Origin of the sequence: Spongiibacter sp., from assembly GCF_041602295.1 — a bacterium.
Lineage (GTDB): Bacteria > Pseudomonadota > Gammaproteobacteria > Pseudomonadales > Spongiibacteraceae > Spongiibacter.
On sequence record NZ_JBFIGO010000035.1, the window covers coordinates 13,803 to 27,563 of the forward strand.

The following is a 13,761-nucleotide window of genomic DNA, read 5'->3' on the forward strand; positions in this document are numbered from 1 at the left end:
TGCAGGGGCTGTTCGGCTGTGCTGGAATCGCCCTTTTAATGCCTCAGGTTCCTGTTTGTGAAGCCTCCCTTCCCGCTTGCCCCCCTGCGCCGCGAATGGCAAATTTTTCTGCTGGCGCTGGGGTTTCTCAGTCGCCTGCCGGTGCCCCCCGACCCCGATTTTAATCAGCGCAAGCTCGACGGCGCCGCGCGTTATTTTCCCGCGGTAGGGCTGTTGTTGGGCGGTCTGATGGCCCTGGCACTATGGGGCTTTTACAGCCTATTTTCGCAGCCGCTGCTGGCGGTATTGCTGTGCATGGCTGTGGGGCTGTTGATCACCGGGGCTTTTCACGAAGACGGTTTGGCAGATAGCGCAGACGGTTTTGGTGGCGCCTGGCAGCGCGATGATGTGCTGCGCATTATGAAGGACTCGCGGATCGGCAGCTATGGCAGTGTCGCCTTGCTGATGGTGTTGGCGATCAAGGCCGTCAGCCTGTCGGCACTGGCGCTGCCCAGTGCGATGGCCGCGCTGCTGCTGGCTCAGCCCCTGAGCCGCTGGCTGGCGGTGTCCTATCTGGTCGATATGCGCTATGTCAGTGGCGACGGCAAGTCCAAACCGCTGGCCACTGCTATGCCGGGTCGCCACTGGTTGCTGGCCGGTCTGGCCGTGTTGCCGGCGCTGGGCTACTTTTCGCCGGCACAGTGGCTGTTGCTGGCCGTGGGCTTGGCGGTGTTGCGCTTTACCTTTGGCCGCTATTTGCAGCGCCGCCTCGGCGGCTATACCGGCGATACCCTGGGCGCGGCCCAGCAACTTAGCGAAGTGCTGATTTATCTGCTGCTGTTGATATAGCGGGTGGCACAAACTGAACGGTTGCTGAAGCGGCTGACGTAAATTGTTGCGGCGTTTTACTGGCACTTTTCTCTGCGTTGCGCGTCATAATCCCTGACGACAAGAGGAGATCACAATGTCTAAACTCGCAATCATTACCGGCAGTGTCGGCGCAGTGGCACTGGCTGCGGCTGGTGGCTATGGCGGTTATCAATACCTGGAGGCGCAGCCGCGCTACGCCGACGTTGTCGCGGTAGAGCCAATAAAGGAAACGTATTTTGTGGCTCGCGAAGAGTGTTACGACGAGGTGATTGAAGAGCTCGCACCCAGTCGCGATGAGAATCAGATTGCTGGCACGGTGGTGGGTGCGGTACTTGGCGCGGTGATCGGTAAGCAGGTCGGTGGTGGCAACGGCAAAAAATTGGCTACGGTAGCCGGCGCCGCGGCGGGCGGTTATGCTGGCCGGCGAATACAGCAAGATATGCAGGGTAAGAATGTGCAAACTCGCACCGAGCGCCGCTGCCAGACCTTGCAGGATCCAAAACAGCGGGTGACCGGCTATCAGGTGAGCTATAGTTTTAAAGGCGAAACAGGCACGGTAGTGATGGCGCAGCGACCTGCCGATAAAATTTTAGTGGTCAATGGCGAGTTGCAGCTGGACGGCCCCGAGGGCTGAAGCCGCTGCGATGAGAGAATAAAATTAACTTAGGGAGTGCAGAAAGAATGACGTTTACATCACGCAAATTAACCGCTGTGGTACTGAGTCTGTTGATGTCGTGGATGGGGCTGGCAGCGACCAGTGCATCGGCCGCAATGATCGACACTGCCAGTACGGTGAGTGAATACAGCCTTGAGCAAGATAAGGCGGCATTAAAGTCGGCCTTGGAACGCAGCGATGTGCGCGAGCGCCTGCTGTCTTTGGGCGTGGCGGTTGACGCGGTGGATGCCCGCATCGACGCGCTGACGGCGGCGGAATTGAGCAGTTTGAAGGCCAATATGGATGACATGCCGGCCGGTGCTGGCGCGGTTGGTCTGCTGGCCTTTTTGGTATTGGTATTTTTCATTACCGATATTCTAGGTGTCACCGACATCTTTCCCTTTGTGAACCCGGCAAAATAAGCGCAGTTTTTTTGCGCTTTACTGCCCTTTTGGGCGCACTGTTACTCACCGCCTGTAGCAGCGCGCCCAGCCTCCCCTCTTCAGTAGCTAACCGCCTGACTACAGCGCGCCAGCTCGATGTGCCGTTTATTGATCAGCAGGACTACTACTGTGGCCCGGCGGCGTTGTCATCGATCGCCCAGTATCGCGGTGTCGCCGCCGATCAGCAGTCTGTGGCGTCTATGAGTTTCATCCCGGGTCGCCGGGGCAGTTTAAGTTTGGAGATGCAGGCCGCCAGTCGGCGGCTGGGACTGCTGCCCTATCCGCTGGCACCGAGCCTGAGTGCGCTGCTGAGTGAGCTGGATGCGGGTAATCCGGTGTTGGTATTGCAAAACCTCGGCTTGAGTTGGTGGCCGCAGTGGCATTATGCCGTGGCGCTGGGTTACGACTTGGCGGCCGGCGAATTGCTACTGCACTCGGGCAGCCACCCCTACTACCGTTTGGGTTTTGATACTTTTTATGCCACTTGGGCGCGAGCGCAGCACTGGGCACGGGTGCCCGTTGGCGTCGCTGCGACACCGGTCAGTGCCGAGGCGATCGTCTATTTGCAGGCGGCCCATGCGTTTGAGGAAACTGGTCAGCTGGCGCGGGCGCTGGCGTATTACCGGCGCGCGACCGAGCAGTGGCCTGAGCACGTTGTCGCCTGGCTGGCGCTGGCTAATGTCGCCTATCAGCTGGCCGACACCGAGCTGGCGATGCGCAGCTATGAGAGAGCCTTAAACCTGGCGCCCGAGCGCGCCGGGCTGTGGAATAACTACGCTTACAGCTTGCAGGCGGCCGGTTGCCAAACACTGGCCGAGGCGGCTATTCGCCGTGCCCGGTTACTGGCGCCTGAGGATGGCAATATCGCCGACAGTGCCGCCGAGCTGGCGGCGAGCAAGCCGCAGCCGGCAGCGACGACCTGTCCGTCAGAGCTGCCGAATCACTAACCGCCAGTTACAGGCGTTTGTTGCCCTGCTTCGCTTGGGCAAACAGCGCTGCCATGGTGCCGTTGCCCGCCTTGGCGTCCTGCTGTTTCTGTTGGGCTTTTACCGCGCGATTGGGCCGTTCCTGGCGACGGCCGCCGCGGCCTTCGGCCTGGTGTTCCGAGGCTTTGTCGCCCAGGCGCATGGACAGGGCGATGCGCTTGCGCGCGGCGTCGACATCCATCACTTTCACTTTAACGATGTCGCCGGCCTTGACCACGCTGTGCGGGTCTTTGACAAAACTTTCTGACAGCGCCGAGATATGCACCAGTCCGTCCTGATGGACGCCGATGTCGACAAAGGCGCCAAAGTTAGTGACGTTGGTGACCACACCCTCGAGCACCATATCGGGCTCAAGATCGGAAATCTTTTCGATACCGTCTTTAAATTCGGCGGTTTTAAACTCCGGTCGCGGATCGCGGCCGGGCTTGTCCAGTTCCTCAATAATGTCGCTGACCGTGGGGATACCGAAATCGCTGTCGGCGTAGTCCGCCGCGTTCAGGCTTTTTAGGAAGCGGCTGTCACCGATCAAGTCCCCCACTTCGCGCCCGCAGCGCTGGACGATTTTTTCCACCACCGAGTACGATTCGGGGTGCACCGCAGAGCTGTCTAGCGGATTGTCGCCGCCCATCACCCGCAAAAAGCCCGCCGCCTGTTCAAAGGTTTTGGCGCCAAAACGGCTGACTTTTAGCAGTTGTGCGCGGTTGCGAAAGGCACCGTGCTGGTCGCGGTAGTCGACGATATTGGCCGACAGCGACAGGTTGAGCCCCGATACCCGCGACAGCAGCGCCGGCGAGGCGGTATTCACGTCTACGCCGACGGCGTTTACGCAGTCTTCCACCACCGCTTCCAGGCTGCGCGACAAGGCGGTTTGTGAAACGTCGTGCTGGTATTGGCCGACACCGATGGATTTGGGGTCGATCTTCACCAGCTCGGCGAGCGGATCTTGCAGGCGCCGGGCGATGGAGATGGCGCCGCGAATGGTGACATCGAGGTTGGGGAATTCCCGCGCGGCGTATTCCGATGCCGAATAGATTGAAGCGCCGGACTCGTTGACCATAATGCTGGTGCAGCCCAGCTCGGGGTGAGCCGACAGCAGGTCTTTTACAAAGCGTTCGGTCTCGCGACTGGCGGTGCCATTGCCAATGGCAATCAACTCAATATTGTGGGCCTTGATCATCGCCAGCAGGGTGGCGCCGGCTTCGGCGACTCGGTTCTGCGGCGGCGTGGGGAAGATGGCGCCGTGATCCAGCACCTTGCCGGTGGCATCGACGGCGGCGACTTTGACGCCGGTGCGCATGCCCGGGTCGAGGCCGATGGTGGCGCGCGGCCCGGCCGGTGCGGCCAGTAACAAGTCCTTCAGGTTGCGGGCAAATACCTCGATTGCGCCGGCATCTGCCAGTTCGCGAAGGCGGCCCAGCAAGTCGGTTTCCAGGTGGGTGTAGAGTTTGATCCGCCAGGTCCAGCGCAGCACTTCGCGCAGCCAGCTATCGGCGGCGCGACCGCGATCCTGCAGGGCGAGGTGCTCGGCCAGCATGATTTCGCAGGGGTGAACCTTGCTGTCGGGGTCGCCGGCGACAATGGCTAGGGCCAAAATGCCCTCGTTGCGACCGCGAAACATCGCCAGCGCACGATGCGAGGGTACATTTTTCAGCGGTTCGCTGTGCTCGAAATAGTCGCGAAATTTTGCGCCTTCATTTTCTTTGCCGGCCATCACTGCACTGCTCAGCTGGCCGCTTTCCCAGAGGTAGTCGCGCAGCTTGGCAATCAGGTCGGCGTCTTCGCTGAAGCGCTCCATCAGAATGTACTTGGCACCGTCGAGCACCGCCTTGATATCGGCAAAACCCTGTTCGGCGTCGATATAGCTGGCCGCCTCGGTGGCGGGGTCGAGCGTCGGATCGTTGAACAGGGCGTCGGCCCATGGGCCGATGCCCGCTTCCAGGGCTATTTGGCCCTTGGTGCGGCGCTTGGGTTTGTAGGGTAGGTAGAGGTCTTCCAGGCGGTTCTTGCTGTCGGCGGCGCGGATATCGGCTTCCAGCTCGGGGCTGAGCTTACCCTGCTCGCGAATGCTGTTGAGAATGCTGTCGCGGCGCTCTTCCATTTCACGCAAATAACTCAGGCGGCTTTCCAGATCGCGCATCTGGCTGTCGTCTAGGCCGCCGGTGACCTCTTTGCGGTAGCGGGAGATAAAGGGCACGGTGGCGCCGTCGTCGAGCAGGGCTACCGCGGCGCTGACTTGGGATTCCTTAACGCCCAATTCCTGGGCAATACGGCTGGAAATTGCTTGCATAGTCTGTGGCCTGATACAGCGTAAAACGCCACATTATGCAGAAACTTGGCCCCTGCGGCGAGACCCCTAGTCGTCTCTGCTGAGAACCTCGAATAGGGCGCAGCAATCGTCGTAAAAATAGCGGAAATCGTCGGTGAGGTAGGGCGCGATCAGTGACATCAGCTGGAAGACGCCGCGGTGAATAGTGAGGTCATCGCGGCAATGGCGCTCGCGTAGACTGTTGTAATTCAGCCAGAAGGTCAGGTTAAGTACAACGTTGTCGCAGAGTCGCGACAGTTGTATGTCTGAGGCGTCGAGGATGTTTGCCGCGACCAGCTCGTCGGCGACCGCCTGGGCCGAGCGCAACTTCAGCTCCAATAACTTGCGAAAGCGCCGGTCTATCTCCGGGTAGCGCTGCAAAATGTCGTTGAGATTGCGGTAGAGGTAGCGGTGTTTAAACAGCTGTTCGAAGACGATGTAGAGATAAAACCAGGCGTCTTGCGGACTGAGGCTGTTCTGAAGCGGGGCTTCAAGAATATCGGTCAATTCCAGTTCAAAGCCGGAGTACAACTCTTGAATGATCTCTTCTTTACCGTGGAAGTGGTAGTAGAGGTTGCCGGGGCTGATGTTTAATTCATTGGCGATATCGACGGTGGTGACGTTGGCCTCACCTTCGTCATTAAAGAGTACAAGGCTGGCGAGCAAGATTTTTTCGCGGGTTTTCATCCCTGATACAACTATCCGTAGCGCAAACAGGGAGTTACCGTGACACGGCCACCGCTGCTTGTCCAGAGGCAATGCGACCCGCCTGGCGGCGGGTCGCAGGGGCGATTACTCAGCGGCTTTTTTTGCCGGTGCTTTCTTCGCAGATGCCTTTTTGGCAGCAGTCTTTTTAACGGGCGCTTTCTTGGCGGCAGCAGCGGGTGCTTTGCTCGCTTTGCTCAGCGCGTCAACTTTCTTGCTCAGTGCGTCCAGTTTCTTTTCCAGGCGAACCAGGTCGTCGGCGCTGGCGGTGTGGCCGAAACCGAGGCTGGCGCGCATTTTACTGATGCGCTCTTCAATAGAAATGGTTTTACCGATGCTGCTGGCTTCGCCAAGCTTTTCGCGGGCTTGAACTTCCAGTTTGTTGCCTTTGTCGACCAGTTCTTTGAACAGGCGTGGGCTGTCTTTGCTCGCTTTTTCGTAAACTTCCTGAGCTTCGTCATAGGCGCGGCCATAGGCGCCGAGACCCGCTAGCCAAATGCTTTTGGCCAGCTCGCCGGCCTGGGAAGAAACGTCTTTCAGGCTTTTCTTGCTGTCGTTGCTCATGTGATTCTCCAATGTGCGAATTTTTTACGGCATCAGCTAGAGGGGCGCTCCGCACTGATATAAAAAAGCACGATGAGCATAAGGCGCACCGTGCAAAGCATAGTTAGGATAAGGACCTGGGTGGTCGTGCGGCCGTGAAGGCCGCCTAACGCTTAATTACGATGCAGCAGTTTCAGTGGCTGCAGCGTCGTTAGTTTTGCGAGAAACCAGACCTTTTACTTTTTCCAGGTTGCTTTCCAGGCTTTCGCGCAGTTCTTTGATGCGAGCGTCAACAGATTCGCTTTTTACCGCTTCGAACTTGGCAGTTGCTTCAGACTTGGTTTCGTTGATTTTGGCAACAACCTGCTCTTTGCTTTCTTCGAACTTGGCAATGGCGCCGTTTTGTACTTGCTCGCCGCGGCTTACCAGGCCTTCAAAGATTTCGCTGCGCTTGGCATACAGATCTTTGTACTTGGCTTCGGTAGCTTTGATTTTTTCTTCGGTCAGCTTAACCAGCTCTTGGCTTTGTTCAAAAGCTTTGCCTGCCAGACCCAGTTGAGCCAGGAATACGTCTTTAGCTACAGTGTTGGCTTTCTCTACGAAGTTAGTTTTAGCGTCGCTCATGATGCTTTCCTCTCTTGGGGTAGACCCCGTAAATGTGATTTTTTTCAGCGGCGGCGGCAAACGGCTGGCCAGTAGTCTCGCTGCATGGGTCGAACAGTACGCTTAAAAATTAGAAAGGGCATACTAAAACGCAGGTTCGGGCGGGATGTGCAAAAAAAGTCATGGCCTAGGTATGATTGCGTGGTGTTTTCGCATTGCCAGCGCTGTAGTTTATTGTTTAGATAATGTGACAGGGGTGGCGCAATAGCGCGGTAATGCCCCAAAGAATAAGAGAGACGCAAATGGAAAATACCAGTACGGCTTCGCGAAGCACTGCCAAAGAGTTGCGCTCATTGGCTGAAATTTTTTCGGCGTTTACGTTGCGCGGTTTTCATCGGCATTTGCATAATGGCGATGGCCACCCGGTTGTCATCGCACCGTCCTTTATGACCAGCGATGTCGCAACCTCGATGATGCGTCGGGCATTGCGCCAAACAGGCTTTGACGCCTATGGTTGGGAACAGGGTTTGAACACCGGTTTGCGCGAGCAGGTGTATTTGGCCTTTGAACGCCACGTGAAAGATTTGGCCAGCCGCCACTGTCGCAAGGTGAGTGTGGTGGGCTGGAGTCTCGGCGGCATTTATGCGCGCAGTTTGGCGCAGCGCCAACCCGATTATATTCGCCAGGTCATTACCTTGGGGTCGCCGATTAATATCCCGGAAATGCGCGGCGTATCCGGTCCGGTGTTGAAGCTTTATGAGGCGCTTAATCCCGGTGCCATGGACGATCCGATGCTGGGTTGGCGGGAGGAGTGGTGCAGTGCGCCACCGGTGCCTTCCACGGCGATGTACAGTGCCAGCGACGGTATTGTCGATTGGCAGTACTGTATTCATCAGCAGCAGGGTGCGCAGAGCGAAAACCTGCGTGTGCCGGCCAGTCATATGGGCATGACACATAATTTGGCGGTGCTCTACGCCCTGTCGGACCGCCTCGCTCAACGCGAGGGTCAGTGGAAGCCCTTTGAGTTAACCGGTCTGCGCCGTCGCCTGTTCGATGTCAGTGACCACTTGGTCGCCGCATAGCGCCAGGGCGTTGACCGCGTAGCGCGACAGGGCTGCGGCAAGGCAAAAAAAGGGCAGCCCAAGGGCTGCCCTTTTTGTTGCTTACTGCGGCATCAGCTTTTGGGGCCGGCGGCAATAATGGCTTCGGAAACATCGAATTTCTGGATGTTTTCCTGGAACAATTTAGCCAGTTTGGCCGCTTCCTGGTCGTAGGCGGCGCTGTCTCCCCAGGCCTTGCGCGGGTTGATGTATTTGTCATCAACACCGGGGATGGCGGTGGGAATGGTCAGGTTGAGAATATCCAGCTGCTCGGTTTCGGCGCCGATCAATGCGCCGCTCTGCGCCGCCGCAACCACCGCGCGGGTCACTGGGATCGGGAAGCGTGAGCCGGTGCCACCGGCGGCACCCGAGCCACCAGTCCAGCCGGTGTTGATCAGGTAGACCTGTGAGTCGAAGTCGGCGATGCGCTTCATCAGCAGCTCGGCATATTCACCCGCCGGGCGCGGCATAAACGGTGCGCCAAAGCAGGTAGAGAAGGTTGGGTGGATGCCGGCTTCGGCGCCCAGCTCGGTTGAGCCCACGCGAGCGGTGTAGCCACTGAGGAAGTGGAAAGCGGCCGCTTCTTTCGACAGGATCGAGATCGGGGGCAGTACGCCGGAAACGTCACAGGTGAGGAAAATAACGGTCTTCGGCTCGCCGGCGGCGTTTTCGATGACGCGCTTTTCCACATTTTCCAGCGGGTAGCAGCAGCGGCCATTTTCGGTCAGGCTGGTGTCGTCGTAGTCGGCAGTGCGCGTGTTCTGGTCGATCACCACGTTTTCAACAATGGCGCCAAAGCGGATGGCGTCCCAGATGATGGGCTCGTTTTTCTGGCTCAGGTTGATGGTCTTGGCGTAGCAGCCGCCTTCGATATTGAATACCGAGCCCTTCGCCCAGCCGTGCTCGTCGTCGCCGATCAGGTAGCAGCTGGGGTCGGCTGACAGCGTGGTTTTGCCGGTGCCAGACAGGCCGAAGAACAGTGTGGTATTGCCCTCTTCGTCAACGTTGGACGAGCAGTGCATGGGCATAACGTCTTTTTCTGGCAGCAGGAAATTCTGCACAGAGAACATGGCTTTTTTCATCTCACCGGCGTAGCGCATGCCGGCCAGCAGAACCTTGCGCTGGGCGAAGTTAATGATGACGCAGCCGTCGGAGTTGGTGCCGTCGCGCTCGGGGTCGCAAACAAAGCCGGCGCAGTTGAGGATGGTCCACTCTTCTTTAGCTTTGGGGTTGTACTTCTCGGGGCGGACAAACATATTGCGGCCGAACAGGCCCTGCCACGCAGTCTGGGTGTTGACGACCACCGGGATGTAGTGGTCTTCGTGGGCGCCGACGTGCAGGTTGGAGACAAAGCGGTCGTGATCGGCCAGGTAGTCTTCCACGCGGCTCCACAGGGCGTCGAATTTCGCGGCGTCAAATGGGCGGTTTACCCCGCCCCATTCGATGGCGTCGGCGGTGGAGGGCTCTTGCACGATAAAGCGGTCGCCGGGCGAGCGGCCAGTACGCTTGCCGGTTGTAACCACCAGAGCGCCGGTGTCGGCCAGCTGACCTTCGCCGCGCGCCAGCGCCTGCTCAATCAGTTGGGCGGGGGTTAAATCTTTGTAAGTAGTTGTTTCAGCACTCATTTTTGGTTTTCCTGTCACGTCGTCCATGGGGACTTTAGGAGGTCACAGTTGATCGGGGTAAACCCCCCGCGCGGGTGGCCAGATTCAAAAGGCGGCTATTATTGCAAAAATCCCCTAGCGGCGCTAACCCTGATAGGCGCGGATCGGAGCCGATTTTGGTTTTTTTTCACTCAATGCCGGGTGTGGGGCTCTGCTTCGCCAAAAAGCGCGGCGATTTCGGTGGCGCTGAAGTGGAACTGGCGGTGGCAGAATTCGCAATGACTATCGACTTGCCCCTGTTCGGCGATAATGGCTTCCAGCTCTTGTTGGCCCAGCGAAACCAGCGCGGCGGCAACGCGTTGCGGGCTGCACTGACATTGAAAGCGCAAGGCTTTGGGTTCGAATATCCGCAATGGCTCTTGATGGTAGAGGCGGTAGAGCAGGCGATCGGCGTCCAGGGTCAGCAGCTCCTCGGGCTGTACGGTGTCGGCGAGGGCGGTGAGGTGCTGCCAGGTGGCGTCGTCGCTGTGCTGTTCGGGCAGTTCTTGCAGCAAGATGCCGGCGGCGTGTTCGCCGTCGGCGTCCAGCCACAGCCGTGTGGCCAGCTGTTCACTCTGACGAAAATACGCCTCAATGCAGCTGGCAAGGCTGTCGCCGTCGAGGCGGACAATGCCCTGATAGCGATTGCCGCGCTCGGGGTCGATGGTGATGGCCAGCTGGGCGTCGCCAAGCAGGGTGTGAAAGTCTTCGCTCAAGGCCTCTCCGGCATCGCGGGCAATGCCGCGAATGTCGCCGTTGGAGTTGGCCTCGGCCATGATCAGTGGCACTTCGCCGCTGCCGCGTACCTGCAGTATCAAGCTGCCACGAAATTTTATAGTGACGCTCAGCAGGGCTGCGGCGACCAGGAATTCGCCCAGCAGACGCGCGACGGCCGGTGGGTAGTGGTGGTTGCTGAGAATGTCGCGATAGCTGTCGGACAGACGCAGATGGGCGCCGCGTACGTCGCTGTTGTCAAAGATGAAACGGTGGATGTGGTCGCTCATGGTGGCTGTTTAGTCCTGTTGTTCGCGGAAGCGGTGGATCTGGCGGCGCTGCTTTTTGTTGGGGCGCTCGCTGCGGAGCACGCCCGCAGCCGGGCCGAGTGCCTTGCGCTCTGCGGCTAGCCGCTCGCGTTTGGCGATGCTGCTAGCGGTTTCGCGGTAAAGCAAGGCGGCTTCGGGCGCGCCGCGTCGCTGGTCAGAAAGCGCGACAACCTCGATTTCGCGTTCGTCCCAGCCGGTGCGCAGTGTTAGCAGGGCGCCTATTTCCACGTCCTTGCTGACTTTGCAGCGGGCGCCGTTGTAGTGCACCTTGCCGCCGTCCACGGCTTGTTTGGCGATGCTGCGAGTCTTATAAAAGCGCGCTGCCCACAGCCACTTGTCCAGGCGCACGCGTTGTTGTGTGTCGTTCAATGTCAGTCTCGCGGAGGAATGGGCAGTATTTCGTCAAAGTGTTCAATGGCCGGATAGCTTAACTGTTCGCGCAGGGGGGCGCGACTGTCCGGGCGGCGCATGGTCAGCAGCTGGCGAATGCCGTGACGGGCGGCGGAGTCCAGTACGGTGGCGGTGTCGTCAATCAATAGGCTGCGCTGTGGCTCGAAGTGCCAGCGCTCGGTGAGGCGCTGCCAAAAGGCCTCGTCCTCCTTGGGCAGCGCCAGTTCGTGAGAGCTGATGATTCGCTGCATCCAGCGGCCCAGGCCGGTTTTTTCCAGTTTGATGTCGAGGCCGGCCTGGTGGGCGTTGGTGACCAGCCAGACCTCGCGTCCACTGGCCTGGAGAGCATTGAGAAAGCGTTCGGTACTGGGCAGCATGCGGATCAGGTGACTGATTTCGGTTTTCAGTGCGGTGATATCCAGCTGTAGTTCCCGCGACCAGTAGTCCAGGCAGTACCAGTTCAGTGAGCCGCGCTCGGCCATAATGCGATCGATCAGTTCGCGACTCACGGTGTGCAGGTCGCCGCCGTGAATCTCGGTGTAGCGCTGGGGCAGGTGTTGAGTCCAGAAATAATTGTCGAAGTGCAGATCGAGAAGCGTGCCGTCCATATCCAGGAGTACGGTGTCGATCTCTTGCCAGTTAATCATTGTCCGCGCCCTCGTTACGCGGCCGGGGTTTAGCGTGCCACGGTTTTCCGCATGGTGTGGAGGTTGATCGCATCTTTCATGTCGATGATTTCAGCGTAGTTAACATTCAACCACCACTCTTCGTGGTTGCTGCGGAACTGATCGATGGGGCGCCCTGCGCGCGAATCTTTGTTGAAAACGCCATGGGTGGTTGCGGGGGTTTTTGCCATCACACTATCCTCGATTGTCGCGCCGAAGTGGGCGCCGTCTGGATAGCTACATTAGTGGCCGCTGCTGCCGCGCAGTATAGGGAAAAGCCCCTAATGAGTGAAGCGCGGGGCTGAAGTGTGTGCTGTGCACGGTCTAACGACGCAAGCCCCCAGAGGATGTGTCGCTCTTTGGCTTGTCACTGAGTTCTTCTGTGTAGTCGACGTTGAGCCACCATTCGCGACGCGATTCATTGCGTTTGTCGATCATTTTGCTGGCGCCCCGTTTGCTACCGAATATGCTGGGGCTACTTTCTTTGCGTTGCATGGTGGCCTCCCAAGGCACGCTGTATTCGCTGTCAGCTTATTGTTGTACTACTGAGGTTTAGCGTATAGAGCGGCTGTCGTCGAGTGGATATGCAGCTCGATGGCATTGCTTGTCATAAACACTGTGCGCGATTGGCGTCATCGTGTTCCCGGGGTGACAGCTGTTGGCAATCATCCTAGCAGTGTTGTGCAAGCGCTAGTATACGGAGTAGTGGCTAGTGGGAATTACCTAGTGACCATATTGCGTCGCGCGGGTCTTAGTGCCGACTGGGGCGCGCCAGCCGCAGGGGCAGCTGGCGGGGCTTGTCGAGGCTTAGAAGCGCAGGGCGCGCATGCTGGCGTGGAACTCGCTCTTGCTGACCGGGTGCTGGCGATAAATCAATGCCAGGCGGCCAGTGAGCGGCACCAAGTCGTCGATGCTCAGCTGTTTGCCCGTCGCAGTGTTGTAGTTGCGCAGTGGTTCGGTCAGCAGCTCTCGCCACAGCCGGTCAGACTCGTCGTTGTCTAGATGCGGCAGTATTTCTGTGGCGTTGCGGCCGCTGGTGGCGCCAATATGGCTGTCCTCAGCGGGGCGGTAGTTGGCCGTGAACCAAATGCACTCTTCGAGCATGCGTGGAAAGTCATCGCGATATTCAGCGACAACATCCCTGAGCTGCTCAAACATGCGATTGCGTTCGATATCCACTAGCGAGGCGAGAATGTCGGATTTGCCGGTGAAATAGCGGTAAACGGTGCGACGGGTGACATTTGCCACATTGGCGATGTCTTCAATCGTCGTAGATTTAACGCCTTTGGCGGCGAAACAGCTTACGGCTGCTTCCAGCAGCATTTTTTTGCCGGTACCCAGGTCATCAACTCTGGCACCACTTCCCCAACGTTTATTCGTTTTCATATCACTACGCTCTATATTTGCGACACGGTTCTAACTATTTGCTCAAGTGTCACTATGCTAGCACGCTGTAATTTTGTATATGAGCGGAAAATAACCAATTTGCCTAAGGGATTGTACTTACATGCTGTGAATTAGTGACCGTTTTTGCACAAATCTGAAAATTTTTTCGCCATTTGCTTGGCGTGACAGCGGGGAGTTGCCTCGGCATAATGCCGCTCATCACTGAAGAGGACATTGGCGCATGGCATACGCAACGATTACGGGCTGGGGTAAGTGTGTTCCCCCGGCGGTGCTGACTAATGAGGATCTGACGACGTTCTTGGATACCTCTGATGAGTGGATCTCCACGCGCACCGGTATTAAAGAAAGGCGTATTTCCCACGTTTCCACCGCCACCCTGGCCAGTATGGCAGCCAAGCGCGCCCTGGCTGCCGCTGACCTCGAC

Annotated in this window: 16 protein-coding genes and 1 pseudogene; 6 read left to right on the forward strand and 11 right to left on the reverse strand. The window is 58.2% G+C overall.

The features are described from left to right. The first annotated feature begins 57 nt into the window (after positions 1-57). The 4 genes from ABYM29_RS07985 to ABYM29_RS08000 all read left to right on the forward strand — a co-directional run bounded on the left by ABYM29_RS07985 (position 58) and on the right by ABYM29_RS08000 (position 2,894). Positions 58-828 carry an adenosylcobinamide-GDP ribazoletransferase gene (locus tag ABYM29_RS07985; protein WP_372864203.1) on the forward strand — a complete coding sequence of 257 codons (771 nt, stop codon included), beginning with the start codon at positions 58-60 and terminating at the stop codon, positions 826-828. 115 nt (positions 829-943) lie between these two features. Beyond that, entirely contained in the window at positions 944-1,483 is a 540-nt protein-coding gene (locus ABYM29_RS07990) for a glycine zipper 2TM domain-containing protein (RefSeq protein WP_372864204.1), read from the forward strand. 47 nt (positions 1,484-1,530) lie between these two features. Next, positions 1,531-1,926, forward strand: a complete 396-nt coding sequence (locus ABYM29_RS07995; RefSeq protein ID WP_372864205.1) for a PA2779 family protein — start codon at positions 1,531-1,533, stop codon at positions 1,924-1,926. 11 nt (positions 1,927-1,937) lie between these two features. After that, positions 1,938-2,894: a PA2778 family cysteine peptidase gene (locus ABYM29_RS08000; protein ID WP_372864206.1), complete on the forward strand. Its 957-nt coding sequence runs from the start codon at positions 1,938-1,940 to the stop codon at positions 2,892-2,894. A gap of 7 nt (positions 2,895-2,901) precedes the next feature. Here ABYM29_RS08000 and ABYM29_RS08005 read toward each other — a convergent pair whose 3' ends face one another. From ABYM29_RS08005 to ABYM29_RS08020, 4 genes are all read right to left on the reverse strand, one after another. Further along, positions 2,902-5,220 carry a Tex family protein gene (locus tag ABYM29_RS08005; RefSeq protein ID WP_372864207.1) on the reverse strand — a complete coding sequence of 773 codons (2,319 nt, stop codon included), beginning with the start codon at positions 5,218-5,220 and terminating at the stop codon, positions 2,902-2,904. Between the two features lie 66 nt (positions 5,221-5,286). Further along, positions 5,287-5,925, reverse strand: coding sequence for a TetR/AcrR family transcriptional regulator (locus tag ABYM29_RS08010; protein ID WP_372864208.1), 639 nt, complete (start codon positions 5,923-5,925; stop codon positions 5,287-5,289). Between the two features lie 105 nt (positions 5,926-6,030). Next, positions 6,031-6,507, reverse strand: a complete 477-nt coding sequence (locus ABYM29_RS08015; RefSeq protein WP_372864209.1) for a phasin family protein — start codon at positions 6,505-6,507, stop codon at positions 6,031-6,033. Between the two features lie 156 nt (positions 6,508-6,663). Further along, complete coding sequence (locus tag ABYM29_RS08020; protein ID WP_372864210.1) at positions 6,664-7,110, reverse strand: hypothetical protein; 447 nt, start codon at positions 7,108-7,110, stop codon at positions 6,664-6,666. A 281-nt stretch (positions 7,111-7,391) separates the two neighbouring features. Here ABYM29_RS08020 and ABYM29_RS08025 point away from each other — a divergent pair, with 281 nt between their 5' ends. Then, positions 7,392-8,171: an alpha/beta hydrolase gene (locus tag ABYM29_RS08025; RefSeq protein ID WP_372864211.1), complete on the forward strand. Its 780-nt coding sequence runs from the start codon at positions 7,392-7,394 to the stop codon at positions 8,169-8,171. Positions 8,172-8,263: 92 nt separating this feature from the next. Here ABYM29_RS08025 and ABYM29_RS08030 read toward each other — a convergent pair whose 3' ends face one another. From ABYM29_RS08030 to ABYM29_RS08060, 7 genes are all read right to left on the reverse strand, one after another. Continuing rightward, positions 8,264-9,814: a phosphoenolpyruvate carboxykinase gene (locus tag ABYM29_RS08030; RefSeq protein ID WP_372864212.1), complete on the reverse strand. Its 1,551-nt coding sequence runs from the start codon at positions 9,812-9,814 to the stop codon at positions 8,264-8,266. 170 nt (positions 9,815-9,984) lie between these two features. Beyond that, a complete protein-coding gene (hslO, locus tag ABYM29_RS08035; RefSeq protein WP_372864213.1) occupies positions 9,985-10,836 on the reverse strand; it encodes an Hsp33 family molecular chaperone HslO in 852 nt (283 codons plus the stop codon). A 9-nt stretch (positions 10,837-10,845) separates the two neighbouring features. Next, entirely contained in the window at positions 10,846-11,244 is a 399-nt protein-coding gene (gene hslR, locus ABYM29_RS08040) for a ribosome-associated heat shock protein Hsp15 (protein WP_372864214.1), read from the reverse strand. Positions 11,245-11,246: 2 nt separating this feature from the next. Beyond that, the gene (gene yrfG / locus ABYM29_RS08045) at positions 11,247-11,912 is read right to left on the reverse strand and encodes a GMP/IMP nucleotidase (protein ID WP_372864215.1); all 666 of its coding nucleotides are present in this window, start codon (positions 11,910-11,912) and stop codon (positions 11,247-11,249) included. A gap of 29 nt (positions 11,913-11,941) precedes the next feature. Then, on the reverse strand, positions 11,942-12,121 hold the full coding sequence (locus ABYM29_RS08050; protein ID WP_372864216.1) for a hypothetical protein: 180 nt from the start codon (positions 12,119-12,121) through the stop codon (positions 11,942-11,944). Between the two features lie 133 nt (positions 12,122-12,254). Next, entirely contained in the window at positions 12,255-12,425 is a 171-nt protein-coding gene (locus ABYM29_RS08055) for a hypothetical protein (protein ID WP_372864217.1), read from the reverse strand. Positions 12,426-12,737: 312 nt separating this feature from the next. Then, positions 12,738-13,316 (reverse strand): TetR/AcrR family transcriptional regulator, encoded by a 579-nt coding sequence (locus tag ABYM29_RS08060; RefSeq protein ID WP_372864218.1) that lies wholly within the window; start codon positions 13,314-13,316, stop codon positions 12,738-12,740. A 241-nt stretch (positions 13,317-13,557) separates the two neighbouring features. On the opposite strand from ABYM29_RS08060, the pseudogene ABYM29_RS08065 reads away from it, so the two are divergent. Next, positions 13,558-13,761 (forward strand): annotated as a pseudogene (locus ABYM29_RS08065) (3-oxoacyl-ACP synthase); the annotation flags it as partial.

Bases quoted from the DNA above. Each gene is read 5' to 3' on its own strand.
- ABYM29_RS07990 (WP_372864204.1), top strand. From the start codon at position 944: ATGTCTAAACTCGCAATCATTACCGGCAGTGTCGGCGCAGTGGCACTG.
- ABYM29_RS07995 (WP_372864205.1), top strand. From the start codon at position 1,531: ATGACGTTTACATCACGCAAATTAACCGCTGTGGTACTGAGTCTGTTG.
- ABYM29_RS08005 (WP_372864207.1), bottom strand. From the start codon at position 5,220: ATGCAAGCAATTTCCAGCCGTATTGCCCAGGAATTGGGCGTTAAGGAA.
- ABYM29_RS08010 (WP_372864208.1), bottom strand. From the start codon at position 5,925: ATGAAAACCCGCGAAAAAATCTTGCTCGCCAGCCTTGTACTCTTTAAT.
- ABYM29_RS08015 (WP_372864209.1), bottom strand. From the start codon at position 6,507: ATGAGCAACGACAGCAAGAAAAGCCTGAAAGACGTTTCTTCCCAGGCC.
- ABYM29_RS08020 (WP_372864210.1), bottom strand. From the start codon at position 7,110: ATGAGCGACGCTAAAACTAACTTCGTAGAGAAAGCCAACACTGTAGCT.
- ABYM29_RS08025 (WP_372864211.1), top strand. From the start codon at position 7,392: ATGGAAAATACCAGTACGGCTTCGCGAAGCACTGCCAAAGAGTTGCGC.
- ABYM29_RS08030 (WP_372864212.1), bottom strand. From the start codon at position 9,814: ATGAGTGCTGAAACAACTACTTACAAAGATTTAACCCCCGCCCAACTG.
- hslO (WP_372864213.1), bottom strand. From the start codon at position 10,836: ATGAGCGACCACATCCACCGTTTCATCTTTGACAACAGCGACGTACGC.
- yrfG (WP_372864215.1), bottom strand. From the start codon at position 11,912: ATGATTAACTGGCAAGAGATCGACACCGTACTCCTGGATATGGACGGC.
- ABYM29_RS08050 (WP_372864216.1), bottom strand. From the start codon at position 12,121: ATGGCAAAAACCCCCGCAACCACCCATGGCGTTTTCAACAAAGATTCG.
- ABYM29_RS08055 (WP_372864217.1), bottom strand. From the start codon at position 12,425: ATGCAACGCAAAGAAAGTAGCCCCAGCATATTCGGTAGCAAACGGGGC.
- ABYM29_RS08060 (WP_372864218.1), bottom strand. From the start codon at position 13,316: ATGAAAACGAATAAACGTTGGGGAAGTGGTGCCAGAGTTGATGACCTG.